Source organism: Vibrio sp. HDW18 (genome assembly GCF_011306175.1).
Taxonomy (GTDB): Bacteria; Pseudomonadota; Gammaproteobacteria; order Enterobacterales; family Vibrionaceae; genus Vibrio; species Vibrio chanodichtyis.
This window is the reverse complement of sequence record NZ_CP049913.1, coordinates 871,352-884,856: the sequence shown is the minus strand read 5'-3', so window position 1 is coordinate 884,856 and position 13,505 is coordinate 871,352. Positions and strand designations below refer to the sequence as shown.

Genomic DNA, 13,505 nt, shown 5'->3' with positions numbered 1-13,505 from the left:
TTTAAATGGATATCGCCGAGTTACTGGAGTTCAGTGTAAAGCATAACGCATCCGATCTACACCTTTCCGCAGGTGTTCCACCTATGGTACGGATTGATGGCGAAGTTAGGAAGCTTGGCGTGCCGGCTTTTAGTCATTCTGAGGTGCATCGCTTGGTGTTTGAAATTATGAATGATGCCCAGCGCAGTGAGTATGAAGAGAAACTGGAAGTCGATTTCTCCTTTGAGCTGCCGAATGTGGGTCGCTTTCGGGTCAACGCATTTCATCAAGCGCGTGGCGCTTCGGCGGTATTTCGTACCATCCCAAGCGTGATCCCCACCTTAGAGCAGCTTGAGGCCCCAGAAATTTTCAGCAAAATCGCCAACTATGAAAAAGGCTTAGTCTTGGTGACTGGGCCTACTGGATCGGGCAAATCTACCACTTTGGCGGCAATGGTCGATTACGTCAATGCTCACCATAACAAGCATATTTTAACCATTGAAGATCCGATTGAGTTTGTGCACAGCAACAACAAATGTTTGATTAATCAACGTGAAGTTCATCGTGATACCCACAGTTTTAAAAATGCGCTGCGCTCAGCGCTGCGTGAAGATCCGGATGTGATTTTAGTCGGAGAGCTGCGCGATCAAGAAACCATCAGTTTGGCGCTCACCGCAGCAGAAACTGGGCACTTGGTATTTGGTACTTTGCACACCAGCTCGGCGGCCAAAACCATTGACCGGATCATTGATGTTTTCCCAGGCAGTGATAAAGATATGGTGCGCTCAATGCTCTCGGAATCGCTGCGTGCGGTCATTGCACAGAATCTGCTCAAACGAGTCGGCGGTGGGCGGATCGCTTGTCATGAGATCATGCTGGCCACCCCTGCGATCCGCAATTTGATCCGCGAAGATAAAGTGGCGCAGATGTATTCGATTATTCAAACTGGCGCGGCACATGGTATGCAAACCATGGAGCAAAATGCCAGACAACTGATCGCCCGAGGTGTGGTCGATGCTGAGCAAGCACAGCACAAAATCGAAATGGATTTAAAAGGATTTTAGGCAGGGAAACGCGATGGATTTAAATCAATATCTGGATGGTATGCTGACGCATAAAGCATCGGATCTGTACATTACCGTGGGCGCACCGATGTTATATCGGGTTGATGGCGAACTGCGCGCACAAGGTGAAGTGCTCAATGTGGCACAGGTGACCACGTTGCTGAATGCGATGATGGATGACGTGCGGCAAGCCGAATTTAAGCAGACTCGTGAAGCGAACTTTGCCGTAGTACGCGACAGTGGCCGCTTTCGAGTCAGTGCCTTTTTTCAGCGTGAGCTGCCGGGGGCGGTGATCCGCCGTATTGAAACTCAGATCCCGACTTTTGAAGAGCTTAACTTGCCGGCGGTGCTACAAAATTTGGCGATTGCCAAACGCGGTTTAGTGCTGGTGGTTGGGGCCACGGGCTCGGGTAAATCGACCACTATGGCGGCGATGACCGGTTATCGGAATCAGCATCGTACTGGGCACATTTTAACCGTGGAAGATCCGATTGAGTTTGTGCATCAGCATCAGCGCTGCATCGTCACTCAACGTGAAGTGGGGCTGGATACCGAAAGTTATGAAGTGGCGCTGAAAAACTCGCTACGCCAAGCGCCAGATATGATCTTGATTGGTGAAATCCGTAGCCGGGAGACGATGGAATACGCGATGACTTTTGCAGAAACTGGTCATTTGTGTATGGCCACTTTGCACGCCAACAATGCCAACCAAGCCTTAGAGCGCATTTTGCATTTGGTGCCTAAAGAGCAGCGCGAGCAATTTTTACTCGACTTATCGCTCAATCTCAAAGGGGTGATTGGTCAACAGTTGCTACGTGATAAGCACGGCCAAGGCCGACATGGGGTGTTTGAAATTCTGCTCAATAGTCCGCGCATTGCCGATTTAATTCGGCGTGGTGAGCTGCATGAGCTGAAAACCACTATGGCGCGCTCACAAGAAATTGGTATGCAGACCTTTGATCAAGCGCTGTATCAATTGGTGGTGGATGACAAAATCAATGAGCAAGATGCGCTACACAGCGCTGATTCGGCCAACGATCTGCGTTTGATGCTCAAAACCAAGCGTGGCACTCACTACTCAAGTGGTGCTCTGCACAATGTGCAAATTGATATGGAATAACATGATCATTGGGCTAGTCGATTCGAGTGTGATTGAGCATACTGTGCTTGGTTTATTGTCAATCAAGGTGAATGTACCGTGCAGGTGACCAATCAAGAATATCTAGCCTTAGGTGAAGCGATTGCCGCGCTGAAAACGGCGCAATTTACCTCACGCTTGGTCGCATGGTTGGCGAAAATCACCGATTTTGATTGTGCGGTGATCTTGGGTTATCGCCGTAACAAACACCCGATCTATCTGTATGATTCCTTGTCTAGCCAGCGTGAGCTGCTGTTTCAACGCTATTTGACTCACGCTTATCTCGATGATCCTTTCTATGTTGCACTTCAGCAAGGCTTGCACTCCGGCGTGTTTCATCTTACCGATCTGCAACCCCTCAATGCGCAGCAACAAGCTTATCAACATCAGTTTTATGCGCAAACTGGTTGGCAAGATGAAGTGAGTTTGCTGCTCAAGTTGGATGACGATCGTTCGATTGTGGTGTATCTCGGCTGCTTAACCCCGCGCTCTTTTCCACGCCAACAGATTGCCGCGTTGCAACAGCGATTGGCTGTGCTGGAAGCCTTATGTCAGCAGCATTGGCAGCAGCAACCGCTGTGGTTAGCGGAAAGCGCTCAACCCAGCCAAGAGTTACGCGCTTGGGTTGAGCAGGCGATCCACAGCTTCGGTGCGCAGCGTTTAAGTCGGCGTGAGCAACAAATTACCACACTGTTGATCCAAGGTTTCGATTCACAAGAGATTGCCGATCAACTCGCGATTAGCCACGGCACGGTCAAAAATCATCGCAAACGGATTTATGCTCAATTGCATGTCAGCTCGTTAAGTGAGCTATTTCAACTGTTTCTCAATCATCTGATTGGTAGCACCTCGCAGTAAGGCGAGCGGGTTATCATGGCTTGTTGCTGGCAACGCTTAATCACCCAGATTGTCCCTTTAGGGACATCGCGTTCGGCGTTTAAAGTTGGTTACTCTGTTGGTGAACACTTTCGGAGGCCAAATGAATTCAGCACAACTGTTTGATGATTTACAACAGCGCGGTTTGATCGCGCAAAGTACCCCGCTTGAGGCGCTGATTGAGCGCTTTGCCACACCGCAAGTCTTGTACTGTGGCTTTGATCCAACGGCGGGCAGTTTGCATATTGGTCATTTAGTGCCGTTGCTGATGCTTAAACGCTTTCAACAGGCAGGACACCAAACACTGGCTTTGATTGGTGGGGCAACCGGTATGATTGGCGATCCGAGTTTTAAAGCCAATGAGCGGGTACTGAATAGTGCGGCAACGGTTGAGCAGTGGGTGGACGATTTAAGTCAGCAAATTAGCCAGATCATGAGTTGTCAGCGCTCAGACCAGAACCACATGCCACTGATCACGGTCAACAATGCGGACTGGATCAGCCAGATCAATCTGATCGATTTTTTCCGCGATGTGGGTAAGCATTTTTCGGTCAATAGCATGATCAACCGCGAGTCGGTGAAACAGCGTTTAGCCCGTCCCGATCAAGGTATCTCGTTTACCGAGTTCAGTTATTCTTTGCTACAGTCCTACGACTTTGCCCATCTTAATCGTGAGTTTGCTTGTGTGTTGCAAATCGGTGGCAATGATCAATGGGGTAACATTGTCAGTGGGATTGATTTAACCCGTCGCCTCAATGGGACGGAAGTGCATGGTTTAACTCTGCCGTTGATCACCAAGTCTGATGGGACTAAATTCGGTAAAACCGAAATAGGCGCAGTGTGGCTAGAGAGCAGTAAAACCTCACCGTACCGTTTTTACCAGTTTTGGCTCAACAGTGATGATGCTGATGTGTACCGTTTCTTGGCTTATTACACTTTTTTGAGCATCGCGCAGATTGAGGACATTCGCCAAGCCGATACGCAGTGTGCTGGTAAACCGCAGGCGCAGCTGATTTTGGCTGAGCAGGTGACGCGTTTAGTGCATGGTGAACAAGGTTTGGCTGCCGCGCAGCGCATCACTCAAGCGCTGTTTAGTGGTGATTTAAGCTATCTCAGTTTAAGTGAGCTGCGCCAGTTAGAGCAAGATGGTCTACCTTGTGTGGCTGCATCACGTACCGACACGTTACTCGATTTGTTGCTCAGCTCAGGCTTAGCCAGCTCTAAGCGTCAAGCGCGCGAGTGGTTAGCGCAAGGTGCGATTCGGGTTAATGGTGAGCGAGTAGCGCAAGAGGGCGTGTTATCCGGGTTTGCGCTGTTTGATCAATATTATGTGTTGCAACGGGGTAAAAAGCAGTTTGCCTTGATCAAATTGGCAGGTTTAGCCGAGTAAAATTCATCAGCTGCTATACACATCCTACTTCAAGTTGTTTGGGTATAGAGTGGGGTATTAGCCCCACTGTTGTTCAAACCAACTTTCTAAAATGATCACCGCCGATTGGCAGTCAACATTGCTTTTGCTCAGTGCTTTGTAACCACCCATGGCGAAAAGTTCTGCGCGCGCTTCGGTGGTGGAAAGCCGCTCATCATGCAGCTCAACCGGTAAACCAAAGCGACCATGCAAACGCTGGGCAAATTTTTTAGCGCGAGGGGTGATGGTTTGCAGATCGTTGCCATGCAGATCGGTGGGTAGGCCAACAATCAGTAAATTGGGTTGCCACTCTTTGATTTGCTTGGCAATGTCATCCCAATTGGGAATGCCGTCATTAGCCTTAAAGGCTTTTAAGGGCGATGCGGTACCAGTAATTTCTTGGCCTATCGCACTGCCAATACTTTTGGTGCCGTAATCAAACGCCATAATAGTACGTGACATGGGAATTTCTCTTGCCGTCAATCTTGTTTGCTAGAAATATACCCTTCCTACTTGAAGCTGCAGCGGTGTTGGCGACGTTCGTTCATCCCAATCACATAGTTTGTCTATGCTCATGGGGACTCACTCACTTGCCGCCTACCTGCAACTCCAAGTTGTTTGGGTATAGAAGGCCACCCTTGGTGGCCATTGTCTCAGTTAGGCGTGGCCTGCATCGCTAGATAATTGCGCTGGCGAAATACCGAGTTTTTGGATCGCTTTTTGCCATTTTTGATGGATAGGCGTGTTAAAAATCAGTTCAGGATCCGCTTCGATGGTCAGCCAAGCGTTCTCTTTCAACTCCATTTCTAATTGACCGGTTGTCCAACCGGAATAACCGAGCGCCACGATGTAGTTTTCAGGTTCAGCATCAGTCCCCAGCACAGTGAGAATATCTTTCGAGGTGGTGACCACGATCTGCTCGGTCATGTTAAGGCTCGCTTCGTAATGATCGCGTGGCCGGTGCAGAATAAACCCACGATCTTCAGCGACCGGACCACCATTGAACACTGGCTGATTGAGGCTGGCTTGCTGAGAGAGCGGATAAGCAGGTTCAATCTCAACCTGCTTGAGCATACCGCCGACCGTCACATCGAGCGGTGCGTTGATCATCAGCCCCATCGCCCCCTCTTCATTGTGCTCACACAGATAAATCACGCTGCGCTTGAAGTAAGGATCCTTCATGCTCGGCATTGCGATCAGAAAATGATTGCTAAGATTCATTCTGGTTTCACCTCTCTCTGATTGCACGGCTGGGTCACATCGCGCTCGCTTTTAGGCGACGCTCGATGGCATCCATCAGTTTGCCGGTGATGGAAATGTCGTATGCCGCTTCAATTTCACGAATACAAGTGGGGCTAGTGACATTAATCTCGGTTAATTTATCGCCAATGACATCGAGGCCGACAAACAGTAGCCCTTTCTCTTTGAGGGTTGGTGCGACCGCCAGGGCAATTTTTTTATCGGTTTCACTCAGCGGGCGCGGTTCTCCACGCCCACCTGCCGCTAAGTTACCACGCGTTTCGCCTTGTGCTGGAATACGGGCTAAGCAGTATGGCATTGGCTCACCATCGACCACCAAAATGCGTTTATCCCCATTGCTGATGTCTGGCACAAAGGTCTGTGCCATGCAGTAGTTTTGACCGAGGTTGGTTAAGGTTTCAATGATCACCGAAAGGTTAGGATCGCCCTGCTTAACGCGGAAAATCGAGCTGCCACCCATACCGTCGAGCGGTTTGAGGATCACATCGCCATGTTGCTGATAAAAGGCTTTAATTTTTTCAGCTTTGCGGGTGACTAACGTTGTCGGCGTCAGTTCTGGGAACCAAGCGGTAAACAGTTTTTCATTACAATCACGCAGACTTTGTGGCTTATTGACCACGAGCACGCCATCGTCTTCGGCCCGTTCCAAAATGTAAGTTGCGTAGATGTATTCGGTATCAAATGGAGGATCTTTACGCATTAAAATCGCATCCAACTCAGACAAGGCGATGGTTTGCTCGGATTTGATCTGATACCAGCCGCTCGGATCTTCTTTTAGCTCGACGACCTTGGTATCGGCCAGCGCTACCCCTTGTTCTAAGTGGAGATCATTCATTTCCATATAATGAATTTCATAACCGCGCCGCTGAGCCTCTAGCATCATGGCAAAGCTGGAATCTTTTTTGATGTTAATGGACGCAATTGGGTCCATCACAATGCCGAGTTTAATCATGGTTTATCTCCAGTTAGCCAAGATCGCCGAAACGAACTTGTAATGCGGTAATCGCGGTGAGGGCCGCAGTTTCAGTACGTAGCACGCGTGGCCCTAACAAGGTTTCTTCAAATTGGTAGCGGCGAGTCATCTCGATTTCTTCGCTCGATAAGCCGCCTTCAGGGCCGATCAACAAACGCACTTGGTGGACTGGGGTCGGTAAGGTGTTGATCGAGTATTTAGCGCGCGGATGTAAGTTGAGTTTCAGCGCTGTGGTTGGCTCGGCGCACCATGTCTCAAGAGCCATGATCGGGCGGATTTCGGGCACCGTGTTACGGCCACACTGCTCACAGGCGCTGATGGCGATTTTCTGCCACTGCTGGAGTTTTTTCTCAAAGCGTTTTTCATCCAGTTTCACGCCACAACGTTCGGATAATAGCGGTGTGATCGTGGTGACGCCCAATTCCACCGATTTTTGGATGGTGAATTCCATCTTATCGCCGCGTGACATTACTTGGCCAAGATGCAAATCAAGCGGCGATTCAATGTTGTTCTCGACCCGCTCAGTGATCTCCACTAGCACCTGTTTTTTGCTGACTTCACTGATCACGGCTGGAAATTCAGCGCCATAGCCATCGAATAGCAGTACTTCTTGCTCTACTTGCATTCGCAACACTCGACCGATGTGTCCGGCTGCATCCTCACTCAGGGCAAGAGTGCCAAGCTGGTGGATCGGTTGTGGATGATAAATTCGAGGGGTGCGCATACGGATATTTCCTAATCATTAAGCAAGCTCATCTGGCCTTTAACATGGATGCTTGCTAGGCAAAATACAAGGGGTAAGGCGAGATTGTACCGATCAGTTTGGGCACTGCTCACGGACAAAACGGTTGGCGTTACCTTGCACTTTGGCTATGCGTCGATCGCGTTCACACTCCCACTCACTAACTGGATATTGGTTGTTCCATGCTTGCATCAACTGACTTTGTGCTTTGGAGAGCGTAAAAGCATACCGCTCGCTCATGTACAAGTAAGTGCGTGCAATCGCTCCGCGGGCGCGCTCGGGAGGCATCGCCTTACGTGCTTTAAAGTTAATTTGCATTTCACACTGGCCGTAAGTGGCACCGTCCACCCCATACCATTGACTGAAATTAAAGTTGGAACGATCGCCGTTGATCTCACCAATCGCTGGGGTCAGATTGTGCAGATCCGCTTCCATTTGGTTGAACTCAGGGCTGGTACGCGCGCAGTTTTTGCGACCACCCTGCTGCCAACATTGCAGTTGATGGCCAAACTGCCAAGCGGGTACCACATGTTCCCATTCAATACGTGCCGCACGATTCTCATTTTTACGCACTTGATAGCCGCAACTGTCTAAATCGGGGATGCCTTGTTTGCCTTGCCAGCGGATCTCACAACCACAGTAAAATGAAATCGGATGATCGCGATAAATTTTCAGTGCTTCAATTTTGGCACCACTAAACGAATTGGGAGCCGCCATCGTGAGCAGAGGTAAGCTGGCAATCCATGCTGTCAATACACGAGCAATTAGCATAAAAAAGACTTATAAAAGTAGGTTTACTACCAGTTTATCACTCATAAATTAACTCTGTCGCTGATACTTTTATTAGTTACTCGCCGCAGATGGCGCTATTGACTGGCAATGTACTGAGTTAGCCTGTGGCTGATCGGCTGGGAAGGGGGGCCGCTATGTTAGCTTGGTTGATAAATCAGCGTGTGTTGGCAGCTTTGGCAGCGATAGGTGGCTTCACCGCGTAGCACTTTATTGTGGCGGCGAATGGTCAGTGGATATTCACGGCAGGCGCAGCGGTAATTGAACATATTTCCTTGCACGGAATCCAGCGAAAAAGTGTGGGTGGTGCGCGGTGCAAGCTTAAAGAGTTGCCGCATGATTTGTTGCCACTGAGTACCATGTGGGCGCACTCGGCCATACAGTTGATAAGTAATGAGGTGGGCGATTTCGTGTGGGATCACTTGTTCAAGAAAGTCGGTGACATTTTCAGCGAACAATACCGGATTGAGGCGGATTTCCCAGCGCTGTAAGTAGGCTTTACCAGCGGCGCGGCCACGCAAACGGTAATTGAGTTGTGGGATTTTAAATGGGTGTTGCAAAGCTTCGCTGGCGGTGGCGATACATTGTTGGATTTTTTGCTCAGCTTGAGCGTGCAGCTCAAAACTTACCATTCGCGACTATTTACCATTCACTATGACTCACTTGCTGATTCGCATTGCATAAAAAAGGCCCTTTCCTCAGAAAGAGCCTCCAACGATATTGCGATTATCGCGGTAGATCAGCGATCAATGCTGAGTGATCAATCTTTACTTCAGACCGGCGAAGTCACGCAGTAGCGCAGCTTTGTCCGTCGCTTCCCAAGGAAACTCTTCACGACCAAAGTGGCCGTAAGCGGCTGTTTTCTTGTAGATAGGTTGCAGCAGATTCAGCATCTCTTGCAGGCCATATGGACGCAGATCGAAGAATTGACGCACCGCTTCGATGATGATTTCTTGCGATACTTTTTCAGTACCGAAGGTTTCTACCATGATTGACGTCGGATCCGCTACACCGATGGCGTAAGAAAGTTGGATCTCACAGCGATCAGCCATCCCCGCCGCAACGATGTTTTTCGCCACATAACGCGCTGCATAAGCTGCTGAACGGTCAACTTTCGAAGGATCCTTACCAGAGAAAGCACCACCACCGTGACGTGCTGCGCCGCCGTAGGTATCAACGATGATTTTACGTCCAGTCAGACCACAGTCACCCATCGGGCCACCGATCACAAAACGACCGGTTGGGTTGATGAAGTATTTGGTCTCTTGGCTCAGCCATTCTGCTGGCAAAACAGGCTTGATGATCTCTTCCATCACCGCTTCACGCAGATCTGTGGTCGAGATGGAGTCACAGTGCTGAGTCGACAGAACCACTGCATCGATACCGACGATCTTGCCTTGGTCATACTGGAACGTGACCTGAGATTTCGCATCTGGACGCAGCCATGGCAGCGTGCCATTTTTACGAACTTCAGCTTGGCGCTGCATCAGACGGTGAGCATAGGTGATCGGTGCTGGCATCAGCACTTCAGTTTCGTTGGTGGCATAACCAAACATGATGCCTTGGTCGCCCGCACCTTGCTCTTTAGGATCGGCTTTATCAACACCTTGGTTGATATCTGGCGATTGTTTACCGATGGTGTTCAGTACGGCACAAGAGTTGGCATCAAAGCCCATGTCTGAGTGTACGTAACCAATCTCGCTAACGGTTTGACGGGTTAATTCTTCAATGTCTACCCAAGCTGAAGTGGTGATTTCACCACCGACCATGACCATGCCGGTTTTGACGTAAGTTTCGCAAGCAACACGAGCTTTCGGGTCTTGCTCAAGAATTGCGTCTAAAACCGCATCAGAGATCTGGTCTGCAATTTTATCTGGATGGCCTTCTGATACTGATTCTGAAGTAAACAGGTGCTTAATCGCCATGATAGCTCCAATATTTGTGGTTATTCGGTAACGACCTATCTCTTGGCGACTTGCGGTTGCAAGTCGCTTGAGTATCAACGGTCGCTAGCGACCAATTTCGTACATTTTGTAGGCGTTTCTACATCTAGACGGCTATTCTAGTGGCGAGCGCTCAAATTACAAGCTCTTTTTCTGTTTCGCCGCTAGCCAAACGTTTGCTCAAAAAAGTTCGCTTTGCCACTACAAACCAACAATGTGCTAAAAACTGTGACAAAATCGGAGTAAACCACCAGTAAATCGTTTGCAGCCGCAAGGGGGCTTTGCGACAATAGCCGCCATTCAGTTTCCGCATTTTTCCATTTCGCTTACTTCCCTTTAGGAGTTGACATGTCTTCTCGCAAACAACTTGCCAATGCTATCCGCGCCCTGAGCATGGACGGCGTGCAAAAAGCTAACTCTGGCCACCCGGGAGCCCCGATGGGCATGGCGGATATCGCCGAAGTGCTGTGGCGTTCACACTTAAACCACAACCCACAAAATCCTAACTGGGCTGACCGTGACCGCTTTATTCTGTCGAACGGCCACGGCTCTATGCTGATTTATTCACTGCTGCACCTTACTGGCTATGAGCTGTCGATTGACGATTTGCAAAACTTCCGTCAACTGCACTCAAAAACTCCAGGTCACCCAGAATATGGTTACGCACCGGGCATTGAAACCACTACAGGTCCACTAGGCCAAGGCATTACCAATGCGGTGGGTATGGCGCTGGCTGAAAAAGCGTTAGCCGCACAGTTCAACAAACCGGGTCACGACATCGTTGACCACTTCACTTATGTATTCATGGGTGATGGCTGTTTGATGGAAGGCATTTCTCATGAAGCGTGTTCACTGGCGGGTACGCTGGGTCTGGGCAAACTGATTGCGTTTTGGGATGACAACGGTATTTCTATCGATGGTCACGTAGAAGGGTGGTTCTCTGACGACACACCAAAACGCTTTGAAGCCTACGGCTGGCAGGTCATTCCCGCAGTGGATGGACATGATGCAGAGGCAATTAACGCAGCGATTGAAGCGGCTAAAGCCGACACGTCTCGCCCAACCCTGATCTGTACCAAAACCATCATTGGTTTTGGCTCACCTAACAAAGCCGGCTCACACGACTGTCACGGCGCGCCGCTGGGCAATGATGAAATCAAAGCGGCACGTGAATTCTTAGGTTGGGAACATGCTCCCTTTGAAATCCCAGCGGACATCTACGCCAAGTGGGATGCCAAAGCCGCAGGCGCCAGCAAAGAAGCGGCTTGGAATGAGAAATTTGCCGCTTACGCCAAAGCTTACCCAACTGAAGCGGCTGAATATCAGCGCCGTATCGCTGGTGAGCTGCCAGCCAATTGGGAGGCTGCGACCAGCGAGATTATCGCGAATCTGCAAGCTAATCCTGCCAACATCGCATCGCGTAAAGCATCACAAAATGCGTTGGAAGCGTTCGGCAAACTGCTGCCAGAATTTATGGGCGGCTCGGCTGACCTAGCGCCATCTAACCTCACCATGTGGTCTGGCTCAAAATCACTGACCAGCGAAGATTTCTCAGGCAACTACATCCACTACGGTGTGCGTGAGTTTGGTATGACCGCTATCATCAACGGTATCGCGCTGCACGGTGGTTTTGTGCCTTACGGCGCGACTTTCCTGATGTTTATGGAATACGCGCGTAACGCGATGCGTATGGCGGCACTGATGAAAGTGCAAAACATCCAAGTCTACACCCACGACTCGATTGGTCTGGGCGAAGATGGTCCAACTCACCAACCGGTTGAGCAAATCGCTTCGCTGCGTCTGACTCCAAACATGAGCACCTGGCGTCCTTGTGATCAAGTCGAATCGGCAGTGGCGTGGAAACTGGCGATTGAGCGTAAAGAGGCGCCATCGGCGCTGATTTTCTCGCGTCAAAATCTCGCGCAGCAACCACGTAGCGCGGAGCAAGTGGCGAATATCGCCAAAGGCGGCTACATCCTCAAAGATTGCGCTGGTCAACCTGAGCTGATTTTGATTGCGACCGGCTCTGAAGTGGAACTCGCGGTGGCGGCATACGAGCAACTGAGCGCCGAAGGTAAAGCGGTGCGTGTGGTGTCTATGCCATCCACCGATGCGTTTGATAAACAAGATGCCGCGTACCGTGAAGCAGTACTGCCTGCGGCCGTGACTCAGCGTATCGCGATTGAAGCGGGGATTGCCGATTTCTGGTACAAGTATGTCGGCTTAAATGGCCGTATCATCGGCATGACCAGCTTTGGTGAATCGGCCCCTGCCGACCAACTGTTTAAACTGTTTGGCTTCACCACTGAAAATGTAGTGCAGCAAGCTAAAGAACTGCTGGCGTAAGCAAAGTAATCCCTTGCTAAACAAAATCCCGCTATGGCGGGATTTTTTGTTGGCGCGCTAAAAATCTTGTGGATTACTGATTATTGCCATTCATCAGGTATTGCTTGGCGCAATGCATCGATAAATAGGCGCAAGCGAAGCGGATGACGGCCGAGTGGATAAAAGCAATTGATTTCGGTCGGGGGAGATTGCCAACCATCAACACAGTTGATCAGGCTACCCGGATGGGCTTTTTCAAAACCACGGGCAAACCAAGTCGGCAGTAAACCAATTCCACGTCCTTTGGCAATTGCATCGGCTTGCATGGCAAGGTTGTCACTTTGTAAGCGAGTTTCGAGTGCTGGCAATGCATAGCTCCCCAATTGCGGGTGGTGCAGTTCAAGCTCAGTTTGACGATAAGCAATAAAATCAATCCACGGATGCTGGATCAGATCGCGGGGGTGACGTGGTTTATCTCGTTGGGCTAAATATTGTGGAGAGGTATACGCGGCATAGCGCCAGTAGCCAAGCCGCTCTTTGCGATAGTTGCTTGGCACTGCATGATCGATCCAAATGATTAAATCCGGTTCGAATGCTTGATCGCGATATTGAAATTGGCTGAGTAGACGGATCTTTAGCGTGGCATGCTGGCGCATAAATTCATCTAACACTTGGCTGAGCCAGCCGCGGATCAAATTCGGATGCACCACCAAAGTTAACTCGCCACTAACTTGATTGTTCAACTCTTGTAGCGCTTCTTGGCTTTTATGGGCGAGTTCGAGCAGTTGCTCGGAATAAATAGCAAACACTTCACCCGCTTTAGTGAGAGTTAAGCGATTGCCTTGACGCATTAATAAACTTTGCCCTAAATCCTCTTCTAACTGGCTTAGGCGGCGGCTAAGCGTTGATTTAGGCAGATCAAGAAATTTTGCCGTAGCTGTTAGACTTTTATGTTGACACAGTGCGTAAAACGCCCGGACGGCATTGAGATCTTGCATAAACCACTCC

Annotated in this window: 14 protein-coding genes; 5 read left to right on the top strand and 9 right to left on the bottom strand. The window is 49.8% G+C overall.

Annotated features, from left to right (window positions below; all coding sequences use genetic code 11):
- Positions 1-5: 5 nt before the first annotated feature.
- From G7083_RS04120 to tyrS, 4 genes are all read left to right on the top strand, one after another.
- Entirely contained in the window at positions 6-1,043 is a 1,038-nt protein-coding gene (locus G7083_RS04120; protein ID WP_166013712.1) for a type IV pilus twitching motility protein PilT, read from the top strand.
- A 13-nt stretch (positions 1,044-1,056) separates the two neighbouring features.
- Positions 1,057-2,163: a PilT/PilU family type 4a pilus ATPase gene (locus tag G7083_RS04115; RefSeq protein WP_166013711.1), complete on the top strand. Its 1,107-nt coding sequence runs from the start codon at positions 1,057-1,059 to the stop codon at positions 2,161-2,163.
- 78 nt (positions 2,164-2,241) lie between these two features.
- A complete protein-coding gene (locus tag G7083_RS04110) occupies positions 2,242-3,039 on the top strand; it encodes a helix-turn-helix transcriptional regulator (protein ID WP_166013710.1) in 798 nt (265 codons plus the stop codon).
- 121 nt (positions 3,040-3,160) lie between these two features.
- Entirely contained in the window at positions 3,161-4,447 is a 1,287-nt protein-coding gene (gene tyrS, locus G7083_RS04105) for a tyrosine--tRNA ligase (protein ID WP_166013709.1), read from the top strand.
- A gap of 57 nt (positions 4,448-4,504) precedes the next feature.
- On the opposite strand, the gene ruvX is transcribed toward tyrS, so the two are convergent.
- The 8 genes from ruvX to G7083_RS04065 all read right to left on the bottom strand — a co-directional run bounded on the left by ruvX (position 4,505) and on the right by G7083_RS04065 (position 10,485).
- Positions 4,505-4,927 carry a Holliday junction resolvase RuvX gene (gene ruvX, locus G7083_RS04100; RefSeq protein WP_166013708.1) on the bottom strand — a complete coding sequence of 141 codons (423 nt, stop codon included), beginning with the start codon at positions 4,925-4,927 and terminating at the stop codon, positions 4,505-4,507.
- Positions 4,928-5,122: 195 nt separating this feature from the next.
- On the bottom strand, positions 5,123-5,686 hold the full coding sequence (locus G7083_RS04095; protein WP_166013707.1) for a YqgE/AlgH family protein: 564 nt from the start codon (positions 5,684-5,686) through the stop codon (positions 5,123-5,125).
- A 34-nt stretch (positions 5,687-5,720) separates the two neighbouring features.
- Positions 5,721-6,677 (bottom strand): glutathione synthase, encoded by a 957-nt coding sequence (gene gshB / locus G7083_RS04090; protein ID WP_166013706.1) that lies wholly within the window; start codon positions 6,675-6,677, stop codon positions 5,721-5,723.
- Positions 6,678-6,690: 13 nt separating this feature from the next.
- Positions 6,691-7,422 (bottom strand): 16S rRNA (uracil(1498)-N(3))-methyltransferase, encoded by a 732-nt coding sequence (rsmE, locus tag G7083_RS04085; RefSeq protein ID WP_166013705.1) that lies wholly within the window; start codon positions 7,420-7,422, stop codon positions 6,691-6,693.
- A 93-nt stretch (positions 7,423-7,515) separates the two neighbouring features.
- On the bottom strand, positions 7,516-8,211 hold the full coding sequence (locus tag G7083_RS04080) for an endonuclease I family protein (RefSeq protein ID WP_166013704.1): 696 nt from the start codon (positions 8,209-8,211) through the stop codon (positions 7,516-7,518).
- Between the two features lie 158 nt (positions 8,212-8,369).
- Positions 8,370-8,861 (bottom strand): SprT family zinc-dependent metalloprotease, encoded by a 492-nt coding sequence (locus G7083_RS04075; protein ID WP_166013703.1) that lies wholly within the window; start codon positions 8,859-8,861, stop codon positions 8,370-8,372.
- A 135-nt stretch (positions 8,862-8,996) separates the two neighbouring features.
- On the bottom strand, positions 8,997-10,154 hold the full coding sequence (metK, locus tag G7083_RS04070; protein ID WP_166013702.1) for a methionine adenosyltransferase: 1,158 nt from the start codon (positions 10,152-10,154) through the stop codon (positions 8,997-8,999).
- 151 nt (positions 10,155-10,305) lie between these two features.
- Entirely contained in the window at positions 10,306-10,485 is a 180-nt protein-coding gene (locus tag G7083_RS04065; RefSeq protein ID WP_166013701.1) for a hypothetical protein, read from the bottom strand.
- A gap of 35 nt (positions 10,486-10,520) precedes the next feature.
- Here G7083_RS04065 and tkt point away from each other — a divergent pair, with 35 nt between their 5' ends.
- Positions 10,521-12,518, top strand: coding sequence for a transketolase (tkt, locus tag G7083_RS04060; protein WP_166013700.1), 1,998 nt, complete (start codon positions 10,521-10,523; stop codon positions 12,516-12,518).
- Between the two features lie 80 nt (positions 12,519-12,598).
- Here the strand turns inward: tkt and G7083_RS04055 are convergent, their stop codons facing one another.
- A complete protein-coding gene (locus G7083_RS04055; RefSeq protein WP_166013699.1) occupies positions 12,599-13,495 on the bottom strand; it encodes a LysR family transcriptional regulator in 897 nt (298 codons plus the stop codon).
- Between the last annotated feature and the right edge of the window lie 10 nt (positions 13,496-13,505).

Coding starts and splice junctions, on each gene's coding strand:
- G7083_RS04120 (WP_166013712.1), top strand. CDS start 6: ATGGATATCGCCGAGTTACTGGAGTTCAGTGTAAAGCATAACGCATCC.
- G7083_RS04115 (WP_166013711.1), top strand. CDS start 1,057: ATGGATTTAAATCAATATCTGGATGGTATGCTGACGCATAAAGCATCG.
- tyrS (WP_166013709.1), top strand. CDS start 3,161: ATGAATTCAGCACAACTGTTTGATGATTTACAACAGCGCGGTTTGATC.
- ruvX (WP_166013708.1), bottom strand. CDS start 4,927: ATGTCACGTACTATTATGGCGTTTGATTACGGCACCAAAAGTATTGGC.
- G7083_RS04095 (WP_166013707.1), bottom strand. CDS start 5,686: ATGAATCTTAGCAATCATTTTCTGATCGCAATGCCGAGCATGAAGGAT.
- gshB (WP_166013706.1), bottom strand. CDS start 6,677: ATGATTAAACTCGGCATTGTGATGGACCCAATTGCGTCCATTAACATC.
- rsmE (WP_166013705.1), bottom strand. CDS start 7,422: ATGCGCACCCCTCGAATTTATCATCCACAACCGATCCACCAGCTTGGC.
- G7083_RS04080 (WP_166013704.1), bottom strand. CDS start 8,211: ATGCTAATTGCTCGTGTATTGACAGCATGGATTGCCAGCTTACCTCTG.
- G7083_RS04075 (WP_166013703.1), bottom strand. CDS start 8,861: ATGGTAAGTTTTGAGCTGCACGCTCAAGCTGAGCAAAAAATCCAACAA.
- metK (WP_166013702.1), bottom strand. CDS start 10,154: ATGGCGATTAAGCACCTGTTTACTTCAGAATCAGTATCAGAAGGCCAT.
- G7083_RS04065 (WP_166013701.1), bottom strand. CDS start 10,485: ATGCGGAAACTGAATGGCGGCTATTGTCGCAAAGCCCCCTTGCGGCTG.
- tkt (WP_166013700.1), top strand. CDS start 10,521: ATGTCTTCTCGCAAACAACTTGCCAATGCTATCCGCGCCCTGAGCATG.
- G7083_RS04055 (WP_166013699.1), bottom strand. CDS start 13,495: ATGCAAGATCTCAATGCCGTCCGGGCGTTTTACGCACTGTGTCAACAT.